This is a genomic window from Nostoc sp. 'Peltigera membranacea cyanobiont' 213 (assembly GCF_002245975.1).
Classification (GTDB): Bacteria; Cyanobacteriota; Cyanobacteriia; order Cyanobacteriales; family Nostocaceae; genus Nostoc.
On sequence record NZ_NOLI01000027.1, the window covers coordinates 34,748 to 57,622 of the forward strand.

Annotated in this window: 16 protein-coding genes; 2 read left to right on the forward strand and 14 right to left on the reverse strand. The window is 39.2% G+C overall.

What is annotated here, in order from left to right:
- Nucleotides 1–19 precede the first annotated feature (19 nt).
- The 11 genes from CDG77_RS37485 to CDG77_RS10570 form a co-directional block, all read right to left on the reverse strand.
- The gene (locus tag CDG77_RS37485) at nucleotides 20–1,033 is read right to left on the reverse strand and encodes a toll/interleukin-1 receptor domain-containing protein (RefSeq protein ID WP_223269773.1); all 1,014 of its coding nucleotides are present in this window, start codon (nucleotides 1,031–1,033) and stop codon (nucleotides 20–22) included.
- 171 nt (nucleotides 1,034–1,204) lie between these two features.
- Nucleotides 1,205–2,947 (reverse strand): hypothetical protein, encoded by a 1,743-nt coding sequence (locus CDG77_RS10520; protein ID WP_094329327.1) that lies wholly within the window; start codon nucleotides 2,945–2,947, stop codon nucleotides 1,205–1,207.
- A gap of 5 nt (nucleotides 2,948–2,952) precedes the next feature.
- Nucleotides 2,953–5,328 carry an nSTAND1 domain-containing NTPase gene (locus tag CDG77_RS10525; RefSeq protein ID WP_143856999.1) on the reverse strand — a complete coding sequence of 792 codons (2,376 nt, stop codon included), beginning with the start codon at nucleotides 5,326–5,328 and terminating at the stop codon, nucleotides 2,953–2,955.
- A gap of 152 nt (nucleotides 5,329–5,480) precedes the next feature.
- Complete coding sequence (locus tag CDG77_RS10530) at nucleotides 5,481–7,508, reverse strand: NACHT domain-containing protein (RefSeq protein WP_094329329.1); 2,028 nt, start codon at nucleotides 7,506–7,508, stop codon at nucleotides 5,481–5,483.
- Between the two features lie 19 nt (nucleotides 7,509–7,527).
- Entirely contained in the window at nucleotides 7,528–8,811 is a 1,284-nt protein-coding gene (locus CDG77_RS10535) for a pentapeptide repeat-containing protein (RefSeq protein WP_094329330.1), read from the reverse strand.
- Nucleotides 8,812–8,849: 38 nt separating this feature from the next.
- A complete protein-coding gene (locus CDG77_RS37490; RefSeq protein WP_223269774.1) occupies nucleotides 8,850–9,722 on the reverse strand; it encodes a hypothetical protein in 873 nt (290 codons plus the stop codon).
- On the reverse strand, nucleotides 9,694–12,276 hold the full coding sequence (locus CDG77_RS10550; protein ID WP_094329331.1) for a tetratricopeptide repeat protein: 2,583 nt from the start codon (nucleotides 12,274–12,276) through the stop codon (nucleotides 9,694–9,696). Before CDG77_RS10550 ends, CDG77_RS37490 begins: the two co-directional genes overlap by 29 nt.
- Before the next feature lie 158 nt (nucleotides 12,277–12,434).
- Entirely contained in the window at nucleotides 12,435–13,181 is a 747-nt protein-coding gene (locus tag CDG77_RS10555) for a hypothetical protein (RefSeq protein ID WP_094329332.1), read from the reverse strand.
- An 82-nt stretch (nucleotides 13,182–13,263) separates the two neighbouring features.
- Complete coding sequence (locus tag CDG77_RS10560) at nucleotides 13,264–15,381, reverse strand: NACHT domain-containing protein (protein ID WP_094329333.1); 2,118 nt, start codon at nucleotides 15,379–15,381, stop codon at nucleotides 13,264–13,266.
- A gap of 3 nt (nucleotides 15,382–15,384) precedes the next feature.
- Complete coding sequence (locus CDG77_RS10565) at nucleotides 15,385–16,740, reverse strand: pentapeptide repeat-containing protein (protein ID WP_094329334.1); 1,356 nt, start codon at nucleotides 16,738–16,740, stop codon at nucleotides 15,385–15,387.
- Nucleotides 16,741–16,843: 103 nt separating this feature from the next.
- Nucleotides 16,844–18,886, reverse strand: coding sequence for a pentapeptide repeat-containing protein (locus CDG77_RS10570; protein WP_094329335.1), 2,043 nt, complete (start codon nucleotides 18,884–18,886; stop codon nucleotides 16,844–16,846).
- Between the two features lie 424 nt (nucleotides 18,887–19,310).
- Here CDG77_RS10570 and CDG77_RS10575 point away from each other — a divergent pair, with 424 nt between their 5' ends.
- Nucleotides 19,311–20,057, forward strand: a complete 747-nt coding sequence (locus tag CDG77_RS10575; RefSeq protein ID WP_094329336.1) for a DUF6748 domain-containing protein — start codon at nucleotides 19,311–19,313, stop codon at nucleotides 20,055–20,057.
- A 364-nt stretch (nucleotides 20,058–20,421) separates the two neighbouring features.
- Here CDG77_RS10575 and CDG77_RS10580 read toward each other — a convergent pair whose 3' ends face one another.
- Nucleotides 20,422–20,745, reverse strand: coding sequence for a hypothetical protein (locus tag CDG77_RS10580; RefSeq protein WP_094329337.1), 324 nt, complete (start codon nucleotides 20,743–20,745; stop codon nucleotides 20,422–20,424).
- Between the two features lie 39 nt (nucleotides 20,746–20,784).
- Between CDG77_RS10580 and CDG77_RS35355 the strand changes: the two genes are divergently transcribed.
- The gene (locus CDG77_RS35355) at nucleotides 20,785–21,030 is read left to right on the forward strand and encodes a hypothetical protein (protein WP_143857000.1); all 246 of its coding nucleotides are present in this window, start codon (nucleotides 20,785–20,787) and stop codon (nucleotides 21,028–21,030) included.
- Here the strand turns inward: CDG77_RS35355 and CDG77_RS39085 are convergent.
- Both CDG77_RS39085 and CDG77_RS10590 read right to left on the reverse strand, forming a co-directional pair.
- Entirely contained in the window at nucleotides 20,978–21,382 is a 405-nt protein-coding gene (locus CDG77_RS39085) for a DUF1648 domain-containing protein (protein WP_094329338.1), read from the reverse strand. The genes CDG77_RS35355 and CDG77_RS39085 overlap by 53 nt on opposite strands.
- 401 nt (nucleotides 21,383–21,783) lie before the next feature.
- Nucleotides 21,784–22,521: an SDR family oxidoreductase gene (locus CDG77_RS10590; RefSeq protein ID WP_094329339.1), complete on the reverse strand. Its 738-nt coding sequence runs from the start codon at nucleotides 22,519–22,521 to the stop codon at nucleotides 21,784–21,786.
- Nucleotides 22,522–22,875 lie beyond the last annotated feature (354 nt).

The following is a 22,875-nucleotide window of genomic DNA, read 5'->3' on the forward strand; positions in this document are numbered from 1 at the left end:
ACTCGTCGATTGTCTATTCTTACTCATCTAAACGTCGTGCGATCGCCTTTGATAATTCGTCAAAATCTGACTCACTGTGAATATCTGGAGTTAGTGTATTCATGTCTCTGAGCAGGTTGGTGAGTTCAGCAATGGTATGACGAATTTCGGTGTATAAATCTATTTCTTCTCTAAATCCTTGTAAATTAGCGGCGGAAACACCTTTCATCGCTTTGTCTAATTCTTTAATTTGGTCTTCCCAATATTTAATATATTTAATTCTTTCAATCGGGTTATAAATTTGGACATCTGGTAACATAATTGGAAAAATTCGGTCATAAAAATCACCATTCTTAGCAATTTGCACCAATTCAAACATACAGTTTGGCGATTTTAAATACTTATCACTAATCACAGCAATGACGCATTTTCCGCGTCCAATCTTTTCCATGAAAGCTTTGATTAGTCCTTTGTAACCCAAGTCTCGTTTATCTCGAATGATGGCGATACCTTTAGATTGTAAAACTTCGTCTAAGTGATTTACATAGGTTTCGCTATCTCCACCCCAAGCATAGGAGATGAAGATTTCTTTCTCATATTTAGCTGTTTCTGTTTCTTGTTTCTTTGGTGATTGTTCGTGCTTATCTTCCTCTTTAGTCTGAGGAAAATCATTAGCTTGCAGATATTGTTCCATTGCATCCAACTTGCCAGCAAGCTCCTGCAATGTACATTCTTCAGCCTGAAGTTGTTGTTCGTATTGAAACTTCCGTGATGGGTCTGTCTCAATCACCCATGCCTTTCTTATTCTGTCAACTCTTTGGCTTTGCAGTACGTATGCTTTCTCCAGCGAGTTTCGTTCTTGCTGCGATTGCTGTTTTCGTTGCGGTGACAGGGAAATATTATCTGATGTTACTTGCTGCTGCCCAAAGTGAATATTGTAAACATTCCCACCTATTTGCCCAGCGTTCACCGTGTCAGCATTAATCAACCCGCCACCAAATTGGACATTCTGTAGATTATTGTTGACTTGCTTTGGTTTTTCTGAGTCTGGCATAGGGTTGGCTTGAAGGTTATTAAGCGTTATTGTTCTGAATACTAGCACCTATCTATTCTGCATCAACAGTTTTAGCATTTACTATACAATGCCAAAACTGTCAGCTAACTAAATTGTGATTACTATGTTGTGCAATTTTCACGTTTAAAATTAGCAAGGATATGAAATAATTCAATTACTCAAATAGATACTTTTAACAGGGAGGTTAGATGAGGTTCCAATTTGCACATTTAATGAAAAAGTACCACTTACTAGCCCTGTACTTTCTGTAAGTGGAGAAGATGGTTCAAACACTGAGTTATCACCTCCAATAATAAATTTTCCTATGGAAGATTTTCCTTCTACAGTAAAACTCCCTTGAATTTTGTTCCCTTGTTTTTTTAAGGTTCCTCCACCTTCAACTCCTAAAACTCCCAAAACATTTTCGACTAATTTAGGAAATTTTGAAACAGAGGGTTCGCCACTTATTCTTGGTTTAACTCCAATAACCTTAAATGGAATAGTTAGATTTTCATTTAAAGGCGCACTTAAAACTATACCTACCTGCCTACCTGCGATATCTAGAATTAGTTCGCGAGTAGATGGATCGTAACCTCCAGCAACTTCACTGACGCTCGTTCCTACAGAAACCGCAGCCACATTACTGTTTTTAATACTACCAGAGCCACTAATAACTCGTAAATAGTAGCTTGAAAAAGGAGCTATTGGAGGTAGTTTCAAAGCAGTCCGATTGTTAGCTATTTGAGTTGCTATTTCCTCTCTAATATTCGCTGGAAGATTAGGAGCAATAGATTGTTTTGGGTCTAAAAAACTTTGAATTTCAGTAGATTTAGCAATCTGCTTAGGATCTATATTTGCGGTTGCATTGTTTGCTACAGAATATCTTTGCCCTGCTTTTATGGGAATTCCCAAAGTGTTGTTAATTGATGTAATGTAAATTGTTCCTAGTAAGACATCAATAAAAATATCACTTCCAGTATCAATTCCTCGAATTAGAGTTTGTCCATTACCTGGTCTAATAATTTGTTCTCTTGGCGTATAAACATTAAAAGCACAGTCACTTAATTCTTGAGATATAACCCATTTTGTTAAATCATCTAGTAAATTGCTCATTTCAGAGCCATTAGAATGCCGTCTAATTGGCCCTTTTGAGCATAATAATTCCGCGTTTAATTCTAGATCGTTGAAATTCCATTCGCCCATACTTGCAAGAGTACACTCACTTCCTCCGTTTTCTGACACACATTTTTCGATAGTTTGCTGACAACTATCATCTGTAATATTTGAGTCAGTTACAAAAAAACCAGATTTTGAGTTAGCACCACAGTAGAGTACGGAATCGTCATTAGCAGTTTCAGTTTGCTTAACTGATTTAGTCATTGATGCAGAATTAAAAATATTTAAAAAAGGTAATAGAGAGCTTTTCACAGAACTAGTTCCTATTCTTACCCCTGATGCACATCCTCGATCAATATTTTCTCCTGCATCCCGCCAACCTAGTGTAAATGTTCCTCCGCTAACTCTACAGGGAAATCTATATTCAGATGGTGTTGGTTTTGGAAGAGTGCTTACTCTATAACCAGAAGAGTTCCATTCATTATCTTGCTGAAATAGAAAATCTAAAGTAGCTATTAGGTTTTTATTAGCAGGTATACCAAGAACATCTCTATATGTCAGCACTTCTGATATTCCTGGAACGTAATTCCTTATGCTTCTACTAGAACCTTCACGTCTAACAGTTAAAGAACGGTTATTAATAGTTTTACCTTGGACTTTATAAATACTTGCACCATCAGGAATTCTAGAACCCCCGTAGCTTTGCTTAATTATTAATAAGCTAAAAATAGGAATAAGCAATTGTATAATTACATGATATGTTAACTTAATCTGAAATAAATTCTTATTTTTTAACATATTTCTTAATCTTTATTTAAATGGATTTTACATTCTTCAAGACGTTGTAAAGGGATATCATAGGGAGGTGTAAATATTGTATAAATTAGCGATTTTGAATCTAATTCATCACACGCTGGAGCAGATATTTCAGATATATTACCATACCAACCACATCTATTTTTTGTCTGATTTCGCCATAATTCTTCGATTTTCTTTAAAATTATACAAGGAATTCGACTAGCTTCTGCTTGATCTAACAAACCATTGCTATTGACATCAGCTCCGAATCCAAATTTGGTCATTAAAATTTCATACGTTTTCTTTATAGCGCCATCTGTATAATTATTCTCTAAATTAAGATAATCAGATATTTGGTTTTGATTATTTTCAAAATATTTGTCTCCTGAATTTAATTTTGAATGCTGTTTTTGTGTTAATTCTTCTAGCGTTTTTAATCTTCCAAATTTTCCTTTCTTCATATCTTTTTCTATCAAGAAGAATCGTTCTTTTAAAATAACACCAGTCAAAGAATTTAAAGTTTTTATCGAAATAGATTTAATTTCTTGTCTCACCTGTTCTAAATTTAAGAATTCTTGAGAATTTTCTGCAATTCTCTTCTCAAGATTAGTTGTGCTTTCCAAAATAGCATGATAATATCCAATTGACAAAGCTATATCTTTTTCATTTCCTTTATGCTGACTAAGTTTATCTGCCTGTTTTAGATAGCTAGGTAACTTATTTAATAGTTCTAATGTAGGTGGCTCAACACCAAGCATAAAAGATTGAAGTGATTGTTCAGCTTGATGCTGTTGTAGCCAAGCAAACCCTCCAGCCCCTAGTGCCATAATTGCAAATATAGCTGTACTGGTAGCCCACCTAGTTTTTATTTTTTGCTGTTTTAGTTCTTGTTGTATGCGTTTTTCCTTTTCTTTTTCTTCATATTCTCTTTGTGCTACACTCGCTTGTATATACTCCTGTTCTGCATACAGTTTGTCTTGATTTATCTCCCACCAGTTTTCAGCTTCAAGTAATGCCTTCCCTCGTAATAATGCTCCTTCATCTTTATAATTTTTCTGCCATTGGTATTTTGAAACCCGCAACTGTTGTTGCCAAGCTCGAAATTCACGATCTGTTTTCATCCATTGCCGCAATTTCTCCCAATTCTGAATCAGCACTTCATGAACAACCTCTACTGTCTGTTCACCACTAGCATTGTCACTTGTTACTATTAATCGCGCATCTGCCAGTTTCGTCACTAATTCCCAGTTTGCCTCACCGAGTTCTGCTTTTGTCGCCAGTCGGCGCGTATCTTCTATACCTTCACCAGGTTGCACTAGTTGGATAAAAATTTGGCGTACCTTTTCCTGCTCAGTAGTAGTGAGATTGTCATATTTTTGATCTGCATAGCTGGCTAACGCACCTTCTACTTTCCCAATGTCCTCATAAGCTGTATGAGTTAATTGTTTGCTCTGGTGCTTTTCCCACAGCAATGTCAAAGCAAATTCCAGTACAGGTAAGTTCCCTGGTTCGGACTTTACATCATCTAAAATGCGTTCTATCAACCCATCTTGAAATGTTACTCCCAGCTTTTGTGCAGGTTTGGCAATTACATCTGTTAATTCAGATCGATTCATTGACCTGATTTTGATGTCAGATTTCAATTGGTCTGCAAATTCTGGATATAAGAGTGTGTAACTTAAAAAATCCACACGCATAGTTGCAACAAATACTGCTGATAGCGATTTGCTAATGGGAGATTGAATAAAAGTTAGCAAACAGTCTAAGAATTTATGACGAATTTTTTCATCATTGCATAAGGTAAATAACTCTTCAAACTGATCTGCAATTAGTAACACACGATGGTGAGGATGGTTTTGCTTAATTTTGGCAATAACATCAACAAGAAGAACATCGTCATTGGAGAAATAATTGGACAACTTGCGTGTTTGGGCAATACGATCCGTATCATCTTTTTCAGGCGTGTAAAGTGGAACTAATGCTTCAGCCAAACCGTAGAAAGGGTTAGAACCAGGGCGAAAATGAGTAAATAACCAGCGACCTTGCTGTTGGAGTTTCGGTACTAAACCTGCTAACACAACAGAAGATTTACCGCTTCCTGATGCACCCAGCACAGGGATAAAATTTCGAGTTTGAGTTGCCTTAAACAATTCCTTTATGAATACTTCTCTACCAAAAAAGTATTCGGCATCACCTGGACTAAAGTGATATAAGCCGCGATAAGGGCATGGAAGTTTTTCATCACTAAAAGCATTTGACACAAGTTGAACAGCAGCTACTCGAATATCTTCACGGTAAGAATAATTGGTGATGTGGATATTTGAAGTATTGTAGATGTCGCCGCCTATGCGCCCTGCATTCACAGACTCAGCATTAATCAACCCGCCACCAAACTGGGAATTGCGTAAGTCGTTCTTGGAGACTTGCTTTGGGTCTTCTGAGTCCGGCATGGGTTAGGCTTGAGCAGGTTTAAGCGACATTGTTGTAAATAATATCACCATTGTTTTTTAGGACAATAGATGCAAATTTTTTCTTAATCTCGCTTGAAATCCATTTGTGCGAAGTGGTCTTGCAGCAGTTTGTGGATGAAGCGGTAGCGGCCGCCGACACGCTGGAGTAACATACGCTCGGTGCAGTAGTCGAGAAAACGAGCGTAGTTCCAGGGGATGTAACCGTTGAAGTACAGAACGAGACGTAAAGAGAAGTGTTGGATACAGGCTTCACCACAGAATAGTCCTGTAATTACCCCAAACATTACCCCTATATGCAGTCCAAAAATTAGCCATCCAATTACCCCAAATAATAGGGTTAATAAAACAGCATTGATACTAGATTTCCAAATGCCTTGATTAGGAATTAATTTTGTTTCTATAAACGAACCAGACTGCTCTCCAGCAAGACCAAAAACTAGTCCAAAAAACAACCCCAAAACTAATCCTAAAACCAACCCAAAAACCAATCCTCCAATTACCCCAATAATCAACCCAAAAATCAGCCCTGTAATTAGTCCTGTAATTAGTCCAATGAGCTTTCCCCCTAGCCCTCCAACTACTCCTAAAACTAATCCTGCAAGCATTCCTCCAGCCAATGCTCCAACTAGCCCAAAAACTAGCCCAAAAAATAAAACAAAATCTAGCAATTCATAATTGAAATTAAACCAAGCGATATTTTCTATAAGTGTAATTTCTTGCAAATTACGTACATAAATAGAATTAAAAAATATTTCCAATATTAGTACTCTTATTACTCCCCAAAGTGGAATCCCAATTACTCCTCCAATCAGTCCAAATAATGGAATTCCACTTAATCCAGCAATTAATCCAAATATTAATCCAAATATAAATTTGTATAAATTTTTACTGTTTTTACTAACTAACCAATATGGCTGTATTTGTTCAATCAATAACTCAGTTTTTGAATCTTTTTTAAGTTGTTGAGCTAGCCAATGGAGCCAAAATATAGTTTGTTCTTTTTTCGGAAAGCTTAACTTTGCGTATGTTTTAATTTTAACTTCACGCTCTAACATTCTTGATACATAGGTATTCAGTAAATATTGTAAGCGTGCTTCCGTATTTAAAAGATACTGCCATTTCTCAAGAGATATATCTTCCATAGCTAGTACAGTAATGCTTAATAATAAAGGTGTTTTAACTAGCTCTAGTAAATCGGACTCGTTGCTAATAATTGCCCATAAGTCTATTCGCTTAATATTAAAAAGGTAATTATAAATTTGGTTATTATTAAAAGGCTGTAAACAAACAGCACCATTGAGTTGAACCTGATTAGAGTAATTATTGTATTCTTCACTTCTACTACATATAACCATATAAGATGGACGCTCTTGGCTTAGTAAAAGCTGATTAATTCTTTGAACACAGATTTCTTGACGCTGTGGTTTTAGTTCATCGAGAGCATCTAGAAAGAGTAATAGCTGATGGTTTTCTACCCACTGTTTACCAAGTTTGGTTGAGACACCGTATTTCAATTTAAGTTCCGTCAGTAACCAATCAGTTAAAGTTTGGCGGTTATCTTTCCAAGAGGATAAATTAAATAAAACTGGAACAGGATAATCAGGCTGTTCTTCTGCTCGTTGAATTAAAGCTTGTGCTAGTTCTAATTGTGTTATTGTTTTCCCAGAACCTGGATTACCCAAGATTAAAAGTTTACCTGCTATTTCTTGAGAATCAAAAATATCTAAAATTGTTGTGCTATCTGAGAGAACTTCAGCAGGCTTTAAACCAATTTTTATTTCTGTATCCCAAGGTCGCTTTACTTGTTGCGGTTGTAACTCCTTTCCTAAATTAATCAGTAGAGTATTATGTAGAGACTGGCTTAACCGCGCTGTAACTTCTTGTTTGACTGTGGCTAATAGTAAACGCTCATTCTTTGGTCTAGCAGGATTGCCTACTGGTGTTACTGTTGGCTGTCCCAAGAAGATATTCCAAATATCTCCGCCAACTCGTCCAGCATTCACTGTCTCAGCATTAATCAAACCACCGCCAAACTGTGAATTGCGTAAGTCATTACTGGAGACTTGCTTTGGGTCTTCTGAATCGGGCATGGGTTTGACTTGAGCGTTCTTAAGCGTCGTTGTTCTGAATGTTACCACCTATCTGGTCTGCGTTGACAGTGTTAGTGTCCACCATGCCACCTGCAAACTGTGGATTTTGAATATTGTAGTTAGAAACTTTCCGTGGATTTTCTACCAGTGCTTTTTGTACTGAACCTTGCTGTTCCACTATGTCAAATAGGCGGTTAATTTGTGCTTCCTGTTTGGAAATTAGAGTATCCTTATCCTCAAGCCTTGCTTGGTACTGCGCCTCTAATGTTTTAGCTGCAAATTCATAGCCCTGCATAAAGTCGTTGTGGATTTTTGCTTTATCTGCATCAGGGGCAACTGCTACTCGGACTACAAGAATGCCATCGCCTTTCTTCTCAATGCTTTGGACATCTAGTTGAGCGCCTTGGTTTTCAATTTCTAGCTTTTTGAAGGAGTAGGCGAAAGCATCCCAGTCGATGCCATTGTTAAAGATTAAGTCAACTGTTTCTTGAGCTTTTTGAAAAAGTTTGGTGAACTCACCAGGGGCAAAGTTACCATTGCTGGGACGGCGTTCACTAAGATAATACTTGCGTTCCTCAGACCAGTCTAGTTTGAGGTAAACATAATCAGACTTCACGCCCTCCAGTTTCGTTGTACTATTTATATTCCAGTCCTGTATACAAGCTCCGGTAAATGTAGCGTTTTTGAAGTCTGTTCCCAGTGCTTGGGTTTCTATTAAAGAGGCTTCTGTAAGATTAGCTCCACTTAAATCAAGATTGTTAAGATTGACATTATCAAGACATGCTCTAGCTAAATTTGCCCCCTTCAGCTTGGTTGGTATTTCTCTTCGTTCATAGCGGTAAGGCTCTATAAGAACTTCAGCTAGATGCCAATTTGAAGACTCAATTATCAATTCGCCAAGCCTAGCTCCACTGATGTAAGCTCCGCAGAGGTTTGCCTCAATCAAATCTGCCCCACGCAAATCAACACTTTTTGGGTCGCGCTCTGGATATGAGTCATCTAAGTTGCTAAAGGAAAGTCCACTTAAGTTAGCTCTACGCAAACTAGCCTGAGTAAAATCAGCACTACTGGGATTGTAACCCTGTAATTTTCCATAACCATTCTCATCAGGCTCATCCAAATCACTATCACCAACAATCTCAGCACCTTGCATATCTACATAGTCAAGATTAAACATTCCAAAATACATCCCTCGCAGATCAGCCTTTGTTAAATCTGGTATGACTTGTGGATTTTCCTCTCGCCAGCGATTCCAAATTTCTCTGCCTTTTCTTAGAATCGCCAAATGCTCTTCATTCGCCATCACCGGCTAACCCCTCTGCTTCATCTGTTGTCAGCAAACTACTCCGCATCCTGCCACCCTTCTAAAGTTGCCAAAAGTATATTTACAAGAGGATGATCCACTAATTCCTTTAATGCCTCAGTTCCACCAGCTTTCAATGCACCAATTACCCGCGCTTTCAATGTAGGATTACTATCAATTTGCTTGAGCGCTTCTGTCACCGCTATCTGTTTTTCTAGTGGAGTGTTAGTAGGGTAAGTCTGCCCCAATTGGTTGAGAAGCTGCTGAATCTCTGCTGCGGCTTCTGCGAGATTCTGCTTTTGTTCGGGGTTGTAGTTGGTGATGTTGCCGCCGATTTGGTGCGCGTTTACGGTGTCTGCGTTGACTAGACCACCTGCAAATTGAGCGCCTTGTAAGTTAAAACTAGAATTTTTATTACTTACCTTTTGTTGGTTATTTTCACCCTGAACATTATTAATATCGCCATCAACTGAACCACCAACTGAAAAGCCACCGGGATTGTTTGTCATAAAACCTACCTGTTCAACATTTGAATAAAAGCTAGGGCGTTGTAGTGCTGTCACTACCATATTCTGTAAATCAGCAATTCTGCCATCCTTCTCAGCGATGAGTGCTTTAACTTCTTGTTCTGCCAAAGCTTTTAGCTGATTATAAGTAGCAAAATACTCTGCACTCAGTTGCGATTTATCGGCTGCGATCGCTGTTTTGGCACGGAGCAGAAAGTTGTCCTCACCACGCACTTCCATCCCAACAATCTGCAAATCTGCTTTGGGGTGATTTTCGGCTAACTGCTTGAACGAGATGGCGATCGCTCTTGGATCAACCCCTTGGTTTTGATACAGGTCGAGGGTATCGAAGATGGGTTTGATAAAATGATTTTGTTTAGCGGCGAAACCAAGAGTGAAGCCCACGCCACAACCAAACTAAAAATTGAAAAAATCTGTACAAAATACCTAAAGGCGTTTTTGGTTGAGAAAGACATTGAATCTTAAAATTGCAATCTGGCACTACTGGAGTATTTAATCCCATTGTCTGATACAGTTTGTGGGCATTACGATAAGCATCCAGTGCATCTAATTTTCGATTGACCATTTCTAACGCTCGACCTAAATTAAACCAGGCATTTGCTTTTCCTCGAATATCGCCTATATCTCTTTTGATTTGCAAAGACTGCTGAAAAAACTCAATCGCTAGTTGGTATTGCCCCAGATCAGTGTAAGAATTACCCAAATTATTTAAACAAGCACTTTCCCATAGACGATCACCAATTTCTCTAGCTATCTCTAACGACTGCTGGTGGAACTCAATCGCTAGTTGGTATGCTCCCAGTTTATAGTAGGCATTACCCAAATCATTTAAGAAAGTATGTTCGCTTTTCGGATTATTTATCTTCTTAACTATCTTCAAAGACTGCTGTAAGAATTCAATCGCTCGTTGACACTGCCCCAACTTGTAGTAAATATTACCCAAATTGCCTAAAGTATTAGCTTCCCCACTGCGATCGCCTATTTCCCTTTTTATCTCTAAGGACTGATGGTAGAACTCAATTGCCTGTTGGTGATAACCTATACACTCAAAAGCATTGCCTAAATTGTTTAAGGAATTACCTTCTCCTTGACGATCACCAATTTCTCTGGCTATCTCCAAAGACTGCTTCTGTAATTCAATTGCTCGTTGATACTGCCCCAGAAAGCTACAAGTATTGCCCAAACCGCGTAATGCTCTAGCCTCTTCGCTGCGATCGCCAATCTCTCTAGTTATCTCCAAAGACTGCTGCTGAAATTCCATTGCACTTTGGTACTTCGCCAACAATCTATGAGCAATACCCAAATTGTTTAAGGATTGACCTTCCAACTGACGATCACCAATTTTCCTAGCGATGGCTAAAGACTGCTGGTGGAACTCAATCGCCTGCTGGTACTCTCCCAAAGACTTGTAAGCATTACCTAATGAAGTGAGAGAAGCCCCATATTTCCAATTTTCTTTATCTCCAATTTCTGCCCAATTACTGACCAACTGCCCATATAATTCTACTTTGTCTATGTAATAACCCCGCAAGCTTAAAAAATCATTGCAAACCCAAAGCGCATCAAAGGCAGAGTTATAATCTTGTAATTCATAACAGTGATGAAAGATTTCCAAGTATTCTTGAACATCATCTTTTGTTGTCCAAGGTGTTTGTTTCGCAATTGAGCGATAGTAATCAATAGCTCGTTGATGTGCTTCCGTCTGTTCGCCTGCTTTGTAACGCACATATTCTAAAATCACTGGCTGAAATTCAAAACGTCTCTTGCCATTCAGCTTTTCTTCCAACAAAGAACGCTTCGCCAGATTCCGTAATTCTTCTTCAATCTCTGGTTCTAAATTTCCTGGCAACACAGCTACTGCTGCGGCACTGTCAAACACACCACGATAAACACTAATATTCTGCAATAACGCTTTTTGTAACTCATTCAAACGATTAAAACTGGCATCCAACACCAAAACGATCCCGACATTTTCCCTACGATGCACACCTTTCACTTTGGGATCTGTTAACAACTGCCGCAAATTCCCTAAACCCAAGCCTGCTAATCTTTTTAAATCGGGATCTTTGGCATATTCTTGTTTTAATAAGTCGGCGACTAATCTCAACAGTAGAGGATGTCCATCTACTAATTCGACAAACTCTGCTAAATCTCCGCGAATGCCTAATGCAGTTAACAAGGCTACTCCTTCCTTTACTTTTAAACCCCTCAAAAGTAGCCACTCAAAGCCTTTTAATTCTGGTCTTTCTCTGGTAGTGACTAACACTTTACTATTACCACCAAATTCCACCCATGCTTGGAAAAAGTCTCCGTAAAATAGGCTTCCCCATTGCCTATTACGTTGTAATACGCTTTCTAGGTTGTCAATGATGAGTAAAAATTGCTCAGAGCGCAAGCACTTAACTAAGGCTTCCACTAACTGCGTTTCTTGTTCTGGAACTCGGAAGCCAAATTCGGTTAATACTTGTCTGGCTAAGTCGGTAAAACTTGCGCCATTACTGACGTTAGCCCAAAATCGTTTGGGAAAACCTGCAATTTGATTATAAATCTTCGCCGCCAGCATGGATTTACCTATGCCACCGATGCCTTCTATGCCGATTAAGAAGGTGTTTTCATCAGTCAACAATTGCTGTATTTGGGTAATTTCTGATTCTCTTCCTTGCCAGTAAGCCAAGCTCTTACCGGGATTTCCAGCTTTAACTACCCCTGGTGATTCTGGTTGATGAATTTCTTGAAGCCGTTCTAATATTGGTTCTATTCGGTCAACAATATTTTTGACTTCTGTTGGTATCTGCTGATTAAAATCGATATTAATATTGTAGACATCACCGCCAATCTGCCCAGCAATCACCTTGTCAGCATTAACAAAGCCTCCAGCAAATTGGGCATTGCGTAAGTCATTGTTGTTGGCTTCCTTTGGGTCTTGGGAGTCCGGCATGACGTTGGGGTTAGTGGGTTGAGAGTGATTGTTATAAATGCTTATTACCTATTTTTCCGTCAACAGTGTTTGTATCCCCTTTGCCAGATGTAAATTACATTTATAATGAATTGAACGCTATTTTAAGTTAATTTTTTTCATCCTTGCCTAAAGTTGTGCTAATGTATTTTAGCTTTTATAAATTCTAAATCTTTGTCGATTGCTAACCATAAAACAATATTGTCAAGAATCTTAGCTATAGCAATACCAAATTCGAGTAAAAAGACAGCTTCTGAAAGTCGTCCTTTCTTAGCTATTTTCGTTCCTTCAAACCACAAATCATTAACTAATGAAAGTGCCTCTTGATGAGTACTACAAGAATTGACAACTGCTTCAGGTTTCAATTTTTTCAGTTTCTCGATCATATTTGCAGTAATATCAGTAGAAGTATTTTCGTTATCCGGTTCTGGCGGCTCAAAATAAGAATCTGCTTCCTTAGTTAATTTTTGATTATGCTCATGTCCTTGTGTATAATTTCTTGTAGCTTGTAACTGTTGTTCAATTGCATCTAGCTTTTTACCAAGCTCCTTGAGTATGCGTTCTTCTTCCTGAAGCTGTTGTTCATATTGAAACTTGCGGGATGGATCTGTCTCAATTACCCATGCGTTTCTTATACTAGCTACTTTCTGGCTTTGGATTGTGTAAGTTTTTTCTAGTACATCTCTTTGGGATTGCGATCGCTGCTGTTGATTTGGTGATGGGGCTGGACTATCTGATGCCTCCTGCTGCTTTTCAAGGTAAATATTGTAGATATCTCCACCAATTTTTTCAGCATTTACAGACTCAGCATTAATTAAACCACCACCAAACTGAGAGTTAGGTAAGTCGTTATTGATGACTTGATTTAATTCTTCTGAGTCTGACATAGTTCAGTTTAGGCAGTTTTAAGCGTTATCATTGTCAATATAATCACCAATACCTTGTACGTCAACAGGTGCAAAATCTGGCTCAATCCCGCCTAAACTCCATTTGGGCGAAGTGGTCTTGCAGCAGTTTGTGGATGAAGCGGTAGCGACCGCCGACACGCTGGAGTAACATACGCTCGGTACAGTAGTCGAGGAAGCGGGAGTAGTTCCAGGGAATGTAGCCGTTGAAGTACAGAACGAGACGTAAAGAGAAGTGTTGAATGCAAAATAATCCACCAGTAGCTTGCCAGCGAAATATACCGAGTAGTAAGCCAAAAATTAGGAACAATTCAGTTATAGTGGTAGTTTTCCAAATTCTATTAATCCAAAAAAGAATCATAAAGCTGAGGCAAGTAAAAACAGCAACTAATCCAGAAATTCTTATTGATTGCTTAACGCTTTGATTGAAGACTGTTTTATTTTCTATATCTGGTTTCTCAAATATCCCCGAACCTGAAATCAATAGATTAACTATGATAAAAACAGAAACGAAAATCAATCCACCGATTACGGTTTGCTGAAAAGCAGAAATTAAAAAGCAACAAATTAAAACTCCTTGCCCTAAATTAATTAGCAATATGTTGAATACTTTTTTAAATGACCAATGTACATATCCTATCGGTGAAATAGGTTCATCAATATTAAATCTAAAACTATCTCTTAATAAAACTGACGAATAATCTAATACTCTTTGTCTAACTTTGCCTAAATTGTAAGTGTTGCTGTTGTATTTAGTAAAAATAAAATTAGAGAAAGATGAAGAGATTAGATTAAAAGTAACTATAAAAGCAAAAAATAATCCTAACGCTATACCCTTAAAAAAGCCAAAACTTATACTTCCAAATACAAAACCAATTACCCCTGAAGTTAGCCAAATATTTAGCATAAATATGATGCGATATACCCATTTTTGGATATCTTTATTTAAGCAAGTAGGCTGAATACTCTCTGAAAGAAACTCTGTTTGTGCTTCTCTGTCTAATTGTTGAGCTAACCAAGTAAGCCATAATTTAGTTTGTTGAGTTGTAGGGAATTTCTGATTAGTATATACCTTGCTATCAATATCCCATGCTAGCATCCGGCGGATATACGATATTAGTAAATATTGAAGATTGAAAGAATCGATGGATTGCATTTTATCCCAGGCTTCGGCAGTCATGCTATTCCAACGTTCCTCCGTCATATTTTCCCATGAATTTATAAATATCTCTTGGTAAGCTAAGACAACAATACTTAGCAACAGAGGAATCTTAATTAATTCTAATAAATCTGGTTGTTTGCTAATTAAAACGTGTAAATCTGCATGATTAACCTCAACAAGATACGTGTAAATTTGATTGGTAGTTAGAGGCTGTAAGCATACAGTCCCATTAATTTTAAGGCGAGTTTTATAGCTAGTATACTCTTCGGTGCGGCTACACACTACTATAAACTGAGGGCGACATTCTCCCTGTAGCAATTTATTAATTGCTCTAATGCAAGGTTCTTGCCATACTGGCCCAAGCTCATCTAAACCATCAAGCAATAGTAGTAATTTTTGGCTGTCTATCCACTCTTTACCAAGTTTTGCTGAAACACCATATTTAGATTTAAGTTCTGCCACTAACCAATCAGCTATAGATTGTCGGTCATCTTTCCAAGAAGACAAGTTGAATAAAACAGGAACGAAGTAATCAGGTTGTTCTTCTGCACGGATAACTAAAGCTTGAGCCAGTTCTAATTGTGTAGTCGTCTTACCTGCCCCTGGCGCACCTAAAATTAATAGTTTACCTGCAATTTCCTGGGAGTCAAAAACTGATAAAATTGTTGTGGTATCTGGGAGAAGAACAGCAGGCTTTAAGCCAATTTTTATCTCAGCATCCCAAGGGCGTTTTACCTGTTGCGGTTGTGATTCTTTCCCTAGATTAATCAGCACGGCATTGTGTAGAGATTGCCTTAACCGTAAGGTCACTTCTTCCTTAACTGCGGCAAGTAGTATGCGCTCGTTCTTTGGTCGAGCAGGGTTGCCTACTGGTGTTGTCTGCTGCCCAAAGAAAATATTCCAGATGTCTCCGCCGATTCTCCCTGCATTAACATTCTCAGCATTGATAAACCCACCACCAAACTGGGCATTGCGTAAGTCATTGTTGTTGACTTGGTTTTGGTCTTGGGAGTCCGGCATGGGTCAGCTTGAGATGTCTTCAGTGTTATTGTTTTGAATGTTACCACCAATTTGCTGTGCATCAACGTTAATAGCATCCACTATGCCACCTGCAAACTGCGAGTTTGGTTGGTAGTAAATGGAAAGTTTATCACCAGTCTGAGCTAGTAACTTATTTTGCAGGTTTATTGTGGAGAATAGCTGATTGATTACTTTATCCTGATCTTCCAGTCTTGCTTGGTACTGTGCTTCTAATGCTTTAACCGCAAATTCATACCCCTGCATGAAGTCGTTGTGGATTTTAGCTTTGTCTGCATTAGGGGCAACAGCTACTCTAACTAAAATAACGCCATCGCCTTTCTTCTCAATGCTTTGGACATCCAATTGTGCGCCTTGGTTCTCAACTTCTAATTTTTTGAAGGAGTAGGCGAAAGCGTCCCAGTCGATACCGTTACGGAAAAACAGATCAACTGTCTCGAAAGTTTTTTGAAATACATCATTAAACTCGCCTGTTTTAAAATATCCACTATGCGGTCTTCTTTCTTGATGAGCTAATTCAAGGTAGACGTAATCGCATTGAACATCTTTAAAATTCGTCTCAGGACTAATCCCCCAATTTTTAATACAAGCTCCAGTTAGACTTGCTTCAGCAAAGTCTGTGGCTAATGATTGCACTTCGGATAAATTTGCATTTTCAAGATGAGCTTTATGTAACAAAGTTCTACTGATATCTGCTCCGCTTAAATTAGCATTACTTAAATCTACACTTATTAAATTAAGGTTACTAAGGTTGGTATAACTATAATCCTTTCCTTTGCCATTTCGACTGGCGCACAATTCTATAACTTTAGAATCAATAGAAAATTTGGACTCAGATATATTTGCACCTTGCCAATCAACATAAAATAATTGTGCATCTGAAAAATCAGTTTTTTTCAAAACTGCATCAGTAAACTTTGCATTAGTTAAATTTGTTTTATTGAAGTAAGTTCCACTTAATGAGCTTCTCAAACTTTTAAAAAAGTTTATTGAAACAAAACCAAAAATTACAAACCAAATTACAGAGTTTATACCTAATGCAAAAACGTTAATTTGAGTATAACTGTTATCAATGATGGCTTTTTGCCAACTCCGTGCAAAATCAGCACTATCAACAATTAAGAATATGAACAATATTGTATTTTTTATAGCAAAGTTTATAATTTGTTTAGAAGTCTGTCCTCCTATAGCTTTTTCAAAATTAGCTTTTACTAAGGTTGCCGAAGTAAAATCACAACCTTGAATATTACAGCCGCTAAAGTCTGCTCCTGTAAGGTCTTGACCTTTGAAGGAGCGATTTCTTAAATCCTGTTTAGCAAAATTAAGGTTAACCACTTGCATTATTTTTTAGGAAAGGAATCGCCTCTTGCTGTTTTTTTTTAATAAAAAAATAGTAAACAGTAGAGCATCAGCTAACGCTGCTACTCACCTACAAACCAACAAACTACTCCGCATCCTGCCACCCGTCGATTGATGCCAGCAGTATATTCACTACAGGATGGTCGATTAGTTCTTTAAAAGCTTCCGTTCCCCCAGCCTTCAATGCACCAATAACCCGTGCTTTCAATGTTGGGTTACTCTCAATCTCATCCACTGCCTTAGCCACAACTGTCATTTTCTCCGATGTCGTTGCAGTGGGGTATGTCTGGCTCAGTTGGTTGAGAAGCTGCTCAATCTCTGCTGCGGCTTGGGCAAGGTTCTGCTTTTGCTCAGGGTTGTAGTTGGTGATGTTGCCGCCGATTTGTCCTGCGGTTACTGTGTCTGCATTGACTAGACCACCACCGAATTGAGCGCCTTGTAAGTTGAAGTGAGATTCTTTTTTAGGACTTTGTGACATAGTATCTCCTTGATTACTGTAAGTTTGAGCATAAAATTTAGGGCTTTGCAGTGCCGTAACCACCATAGTCTCTAAGCTACGAATTCTGCTGTCTTTTTCTGAGATGAGTGCTTGTAATTCCTGTTGTGCTAATGTTTTAAGTTGATTATAAATTTCAAAATATTCTGCGCTCAGTTCCGATTTATCAGTCATAGCTGCGGTTTTGGCACGAAGCAAAAATTTATCTTCGCCTCGTACTTCCATTCCTACAATTCGTAAGTCAGCTTCTGGATGATTCTCAGCTAACTGCTTGAAGGAAATTGCGATCGCTCTTGGATCAACACCTTGGCTATGGTAAAGGTCGAGGGTGTCGAAGATTGGCTTGATAAAATCTCCAAACTCACCCGGAGCAAACACTTCGTGCCTGTTATCTGGTTTACGGTGCGGGTTGGGGTTGTCTGTAGTGGGCAGGCGCATATAAACGTACTCACAGCAAACTCCATCAAATTTTGTATTAGTGGTAATGTTCCAATCTTCGATGTATGCACCTGTGAGAGTTGCGCCTGTAAAGTCAGTACCATTTAGTTGGGTTTGTACTAGCTTGGCTCTGGATAAATCTGCTTCTTGTAGGTTAGCATGGCTCAATTCTGTACCGATGAAGCTGGCATCTGTTAGGTTTGCTCCTTTGAGGTTAACTCCACGTAAGTCTTGACGGTCAAAAATTTTTTCCTGTCCCTGACCTGTAACTAGCACTTCACGCAGTTGTTCATACTTGAGATAAGTTATACCAGGACGGATGTCATTAATTTTTCTAGCTTTGTGCCAACAGGTATCAATGAGTATTGAGCTTCGCAGATCAGTACTTTTGAGCAGAGCTTGACAAAATTTAGCTTTGGTTAGGTTAGCATTGCGAAAGCTTGTGCCTCTTGTAGTTGCAAAGGTAGTTGCAAATGAACTAATCCATGAATCTTCTTGAGATTTTTTAAAAGCAGACCAGCCAATATAAGAGCTGAATACAGCAATGGCTCCAGCAACATACCCAGGAATATTTCCATTTATTACAAAAGACCCAGCTTGAGCTACAGTGGTTGCGGCGATAAAAGATGCGGCAATAGCAACAATGACAGCAATAAACCCTCCAATAAATTCAGCAACAGACATTGCTAAGGCAACAGCAAAGGCTTTAGCAAAAGCTCCGATTGCGGTAACAGATGCGGTAATAACCCCAACACCTATAACAGCACCAAAACCTGTTTTAGTAGTAACTCCAATAATAGCCCCTATAATAATTCCAGATGCTAGTCCTGCTCCTAAACCTAGTACTAAGCCTTTGCGTATAACCGTAAAGAAAAAGATGGTAACTACTATTAATGAAGTTAGTCCAGCACTGAAATTTTCAGCATTTTTACGATCAAGTATAAGTGTTATAAAATAAGCACTATATCCTGAAAAAATACCTGAAATTGCTAACAATAAACATGAGGTTATAAGCAATCCAACTATCCATCGATGCTGCAAACCAGCTTGAGCATGGTTAAAGTTTGCACTTGTTAGCTCTGCACCAGTAAAATCTGCTCCTCGGATATCTGCGCCGCTAAAGTTTGCCCCAGCAAGGTTTTGACCTTTGAATGAACGACCTCTGAGATTCTGGCGAGAGAAGTCTTGGGACATGGCTAGCCTTAAAAAAGCGAGGGGTTATATTACATACAGCTTCAGTATGGGCTTTTACGGACTGTAACACAAGATTTCTGTTGAAGTTTATGTGTTCAGCAATCGCCTACAAGCAGAATATTGAGTCGGCTTTTGCTGTTGTTGCGCGATCGCGCCATCGCAGTTTTGGCTAAATGCAGAGATTGGGCTTACAGTCGGGCGGTTCTGGGACAAAGTTGGCAAAAACAATGAGTCCTTAAAATTCCTTTAAGGTTTCCTGTAAGGTTTTTTAACCTCTTGTCAGTAGTGTAAGAGTTATAGTATTCCAACTTACCTTGTCAACTCTGAACTTGTGTATAGGTAATTTTGGCAGTTTTTACGAGAAATCTTGTCAACTCTGCTTTTAACAAAGGTATTGAACCCTCAAATAAAATCTAAAGTTACCATGAACAAACAATCGTTTAACTACAAATACCCAATTATTCCTCTATTAGGTGCAATAATAGTTACCAACGGATTTTTCTCCAAAGTATCGGCGCAAAATATTTCTGCTCCAGAGACTACTGATTCTGTTGCTGTCAGCGTCAAAAACCAAGAGTTTCCACAGTGGGGATATTACATGGTGCGAAGAGATTTTCGCAAATGTGCTTCTCCAGTATGCGGTGGGTATTTTATAAAGCAAGTCAACTTGGAATCTACTCCTTGCTTAGATGGTGTTTTTCGCTCCGAATGTTATGTGTCTGCAATTGATTGGAGTTCGATGAAAGTCTCGCTTGACGAACTAATAAAAATTCAAAATGATGATGGTAGCCGTGTGATTCTCAGAGGTAACATCATTCCAGTCACATTTCCTCTCTTTGGTGAGTTTGGGAATTTGAGAGTAAAAGAAGCCTTCTATGCCGCGACAAATGCCCCAGCAAAAGGTACTTTTGTGGCATTAAAAGACAATGGCATTCGTTGCATCACAACTCCTTGCTTCTCCACAGATAATCTGGTTCTAAATAAAGCTAAGACTGCTCAAGTTTCGTCAATTGATTTGAGTCAAACCGGTGCAACACAAAAACAACTTGACGCAGCAACAAACGAAATTTTTGATCAAGGTTTGATTGCTGTAGGTAAAACTGAGGTAGTAGAAAACGTAGATACTAAGTTTGTGGCTACACAATTTTATTTGAGAGTGGAACCGAACTAAAGAAATAAGGTTATTTTTGCCACTGGCTCATTCTAAAACTGTGCGATAAGCGAAGCTTAAGCCTTCGGCTATCGCCTATCTCAAAGAAGCGTTACGCACTTGGAAGGGAGTCAAGTCAACGGAAGCCGTGTTTGTGGCAGCTTGCAAGGAAGGGAGGAAGCCGGAGGCACAACAGGCCAAGTCTACTGTGATGGCGCTGTTTCGCCCACCGTAGATGTTCGCTCCCTTTGAGTGGGCGAGGTGGCAAAGGATCGTGATTGCGCTGTCTGGGAAAACTGTGTATACGCCTCAAGCTAATGCAGTGGAATTACTCTCGATAATGCGGCTGTATCCGATGTGGGCGAGACTGCTGCTTTTTCAGCGATTACAAAGCATCCGTGCGATGTATGGATTCAATCAACTCCTCAACTTCTTCTTCGTCCAGACATTGTTTCACTTGGGTGGTGAACCACTCAAATTCTTCCGGTTCTGTGTCCGTGACTCGGTAGACCAGTAATGTTCCTGCAACACGGGTAAGAGTAAGAGGTGATGGAGAAACGTGGCTCAGTAGATCGCACGCATTCTGGTATATTTCCATGACTGATAATTCGGACAAAGGAGATCCCAACTGAGCAGAAAGCTGTTTTAGATTCTCCTGAATAGATGAATGGAAGTCTGGATCTTCGGGATGGGAAAGAGGGTTACTCATAATTGTCGTTCAAATGCCATTGAATTGGGAGTCAAAGCAATGGACTTGGAAACTCAGCAACGAGACGATTACGTACATCATACCCCCACTTGGAAGCTGCGCCATTCCATCACCTTTGCCTGGGTGACTCTAACTCAGGGTAGTTCAATCTACTCATCACGCCATGCAATAGGATTCCACTGTTCTTGTAAGGCTCGAATCAAAATGGCATTCGAGACTATTTTGTATGGCGTTAACGTGCCAGAAAAGATTGACTCAACCAATATCCAATTGTCGCAAATATAATTATTGATGTTACAGGTATAAACCATACCTCTAAATTGGGATTTTCTGTAGTCGTTAGATGGAATATTTGCCATTCAATGTAAACAAATATCCAAACCATCTCACTTTTTAACCAATTCAGCATTGAACAAGCAATTTGATACTGCCTTAAAGCGTTTTCTTCAGTAATTACAACTGGATAATTAAATGTATTGGGATAACGACTAATAAATGTTAAAAGTCCATAAATTGCTAAACCGATAATTGGTAACAACCACAGAACTTTTTTGCTCCCCCAACCATTAGCTTGTCCATCAAATCCAAAGTGGACAGGTATAGTATCCGGTAATCTTGACCAAGCATAAATAGCGATGCCGAATAATCCTACAAGTCATACCAGTGCGCTCAAGTTTAGCATCTGTGCCGAATCGAATCCAGGAATTACAATATCAGGTCTAGCATAAATAATCCCAAATAAATTTGGCTTATTCGCTTATATCCACCGAATATAATTCGGGGGTTTTACGCTCAAAGTTGCGCCGAATTCGGGGTAGAATCTGGGGTTTGACTTCTTGCTCTCGTGCTGGAATGACAATCCGGCGCTGATGATAATAATCAAGAAATTGCTGGTTAAGTTTCCGCAGTGGGGAATTGCTTGTATTGATGGGGTGCTGATGAATTACGAGGAGTAGTGAATCTGTACAATCAAGAAGAGTTTGGGCTTGCCGTTTAATACCCAGATCCCCTTGTCTAGAGCATTACCCTGCAATGTAGTTAACTTGATGATACCTCAACGACATTTTCCGCAAAGCTCTTATAAGCATTGCCCATTTGTTTAGCCATCGAGTCAGGAAAGACGTGAAAATCCCCAGCTTTGAGAGCTTTTATTATCCCGTCTGCCACAAGTGCAGGTGGCTCTGCAACCTCAGTCAGTCCTGCCGCATTGCCCATATCCGTGGCAATCGGGCCAGGGTGAACACTTAGCACAAGCGTGCCTTGCTCACTCAATAGTTCTCGTAATGCCTGGGTGATTGAATAGGCCGCAGCTTTTGAGGCACAGTAAGTGGCAGAATCGGGGAAACCCTTGAGCGAAGCAACAGAATTGATTTGGGCAAAGACACCACCTCCATTGGCTTTGAGTACCGGGGCAAACGCCTGAGCCATGTAGATCAATCCATATACATTGATCTTCATCTGAAATTCGAGAGCGGCAATCGCATTCTCAGCTAAGGGAGTTCCAGCTTGAAAAACTCCTGCATTATTGATAACAACTTGCACATCTGGGGCAGCTTGAGCAGCAGCAACAATAGATTGGGGATCACCTAAATCAAGCTGAATTGGTACTACCTGTAAGCCGTATTGCTCAACCAATGAGGAGACACTGTTGAGCTGACGAACAGCCGCATAGACTTTGGTGGCTCCGTGTTCAATAAACGACTCAACTATCGCCTTGCCGATGCCGCGATTTGCGCCCGTAACCAAAATGGTTTTGTCTTTGATGTCGTAGTTCATTTGGATTTCTGGTTATGGTTTTCCATGATCTGAAAAACCTTGGACAATCGCTTTAAGTTAGGCAAAGAAATTTAGCTGCTCTCTTGAAGAAAGACTGCGGCTTCCACCGCTGCTTCTAGGATGGTATCATCATCTATCATCCGAATCTAGCAACACCATTTTTTTAGCCGTCTTTGAAGTTTGTGCTTTTAGACACCTCTTCCCAGGCATTTAAAGTTGTTGTTAGGGACTGAGGGCTAAAACGTATTTGAAAATCGGTGTTGGTTGATTGGAATGAATAGCGATGTCTGCGACGGGCTACGCCTACGCTTTCAACTACTCGCATATTGCAGCACTTGTTCTCACTCCCAACGC

What these genes read in the sequence shown, in the direction of transcription:
- CDG77_RS37485 (WP_223269773.1), bottom strand. Translation starts at nt 1,033, where the DNA reads ATGCCAGACTCAGAAAAACCAAAGCAAGTCAACAATAATCTACAGAAT.
- CDG77_RS10520 (WP_094329327.1), bottom strand. Translation starts at nt 2,947, where the DNA reads ATGTTAAAAAATAAGAATTTATTTCAGATTAAGTTAACATATCATGTA.
- CDG77_RS10530 (WP_094329329.1), bottom strand. Translation starts at nt 7,508, where the DNA reads ATGCCCGATTCAGAAGACCCAAAGCAAGTCTCCAGTAATGACTTACGC.
- CDG77_RS10535 (WP_094329330.1), bottom strand. Translation starts at nt 8,811, where the DNA reads ATGGCGAATGAAGAGCATTTGGCGATTCTAAGAAAAGGCAGAGAAATT.
- CDG77_RS10550 (WP_094329331.1), bottom strand. Translation starts at nt 12,276, where the DNA reads ATGCCGGACTCCCAAGACCCAAAGGAAGCCAACAACAATGACTTACGC.
- CDG77_RS10555 (WP_094329332.1), bottom strand. Translation starts at nt 13,181, where the DNA reads ATGTCAGACTCAGAAGAATTAAATCAAGTCATCAATAACGACTTACCT.
- CDG77_RS10560 (WP_094329333.1), bottom strand. Translation starts at nt 15,381, where the DNA reads ATGCCGGACTCCCAAGACCAAAACCAAGTCAACAACAATGACTTACGC.
- CDG77_RS10565 (WP_094329334.1), bottom strand. Translation starts at nt 16,740, where the DNA reads ATGCAAGTGGTTAACCTTAATTTTGCTAAACAGGATTTAAGAAATCGC.
- CDG77_RS10570 (WP_094329335.1), bottom strand. Translation starts at nt 18,886, where the DNA reads ATGTCCCAAGACTTCTCTCGCCAGAATCTCAGAGGTCGTTCATTCAAA.
- CDG77_RS10575 (WP_094329336.1), top strand. Translation starts at nt 19,311, where the DNA reads ATGAACAAACAATCGTTTAACTACAAATACCCAATTATTCCTCTATTA.
- CDG77_RS10580 (WP_094329337.1), bottom strand. Translation starts at nt 20,745, where the DNA reads ATGAGTAACCCTCTTTCCCATCCCGAAGATCCAGACTTCCATTCATCT.
- CDG77_RS35355 (WP_143857000.1), top strand. Translation starts at nt 20,785, where the DNA reads ATGGACTTGGAAACTCAGCAACGAGACGATTACGTACATCATACCCCC.
- CDG77_RS10590 (WP_094329339.1), bottom strand. Translation starts at nt 22,521, where the DNA reads ATGAACTACGACATCAAAGACAAAACCATTTTGGTTACGGGCGCAAAT.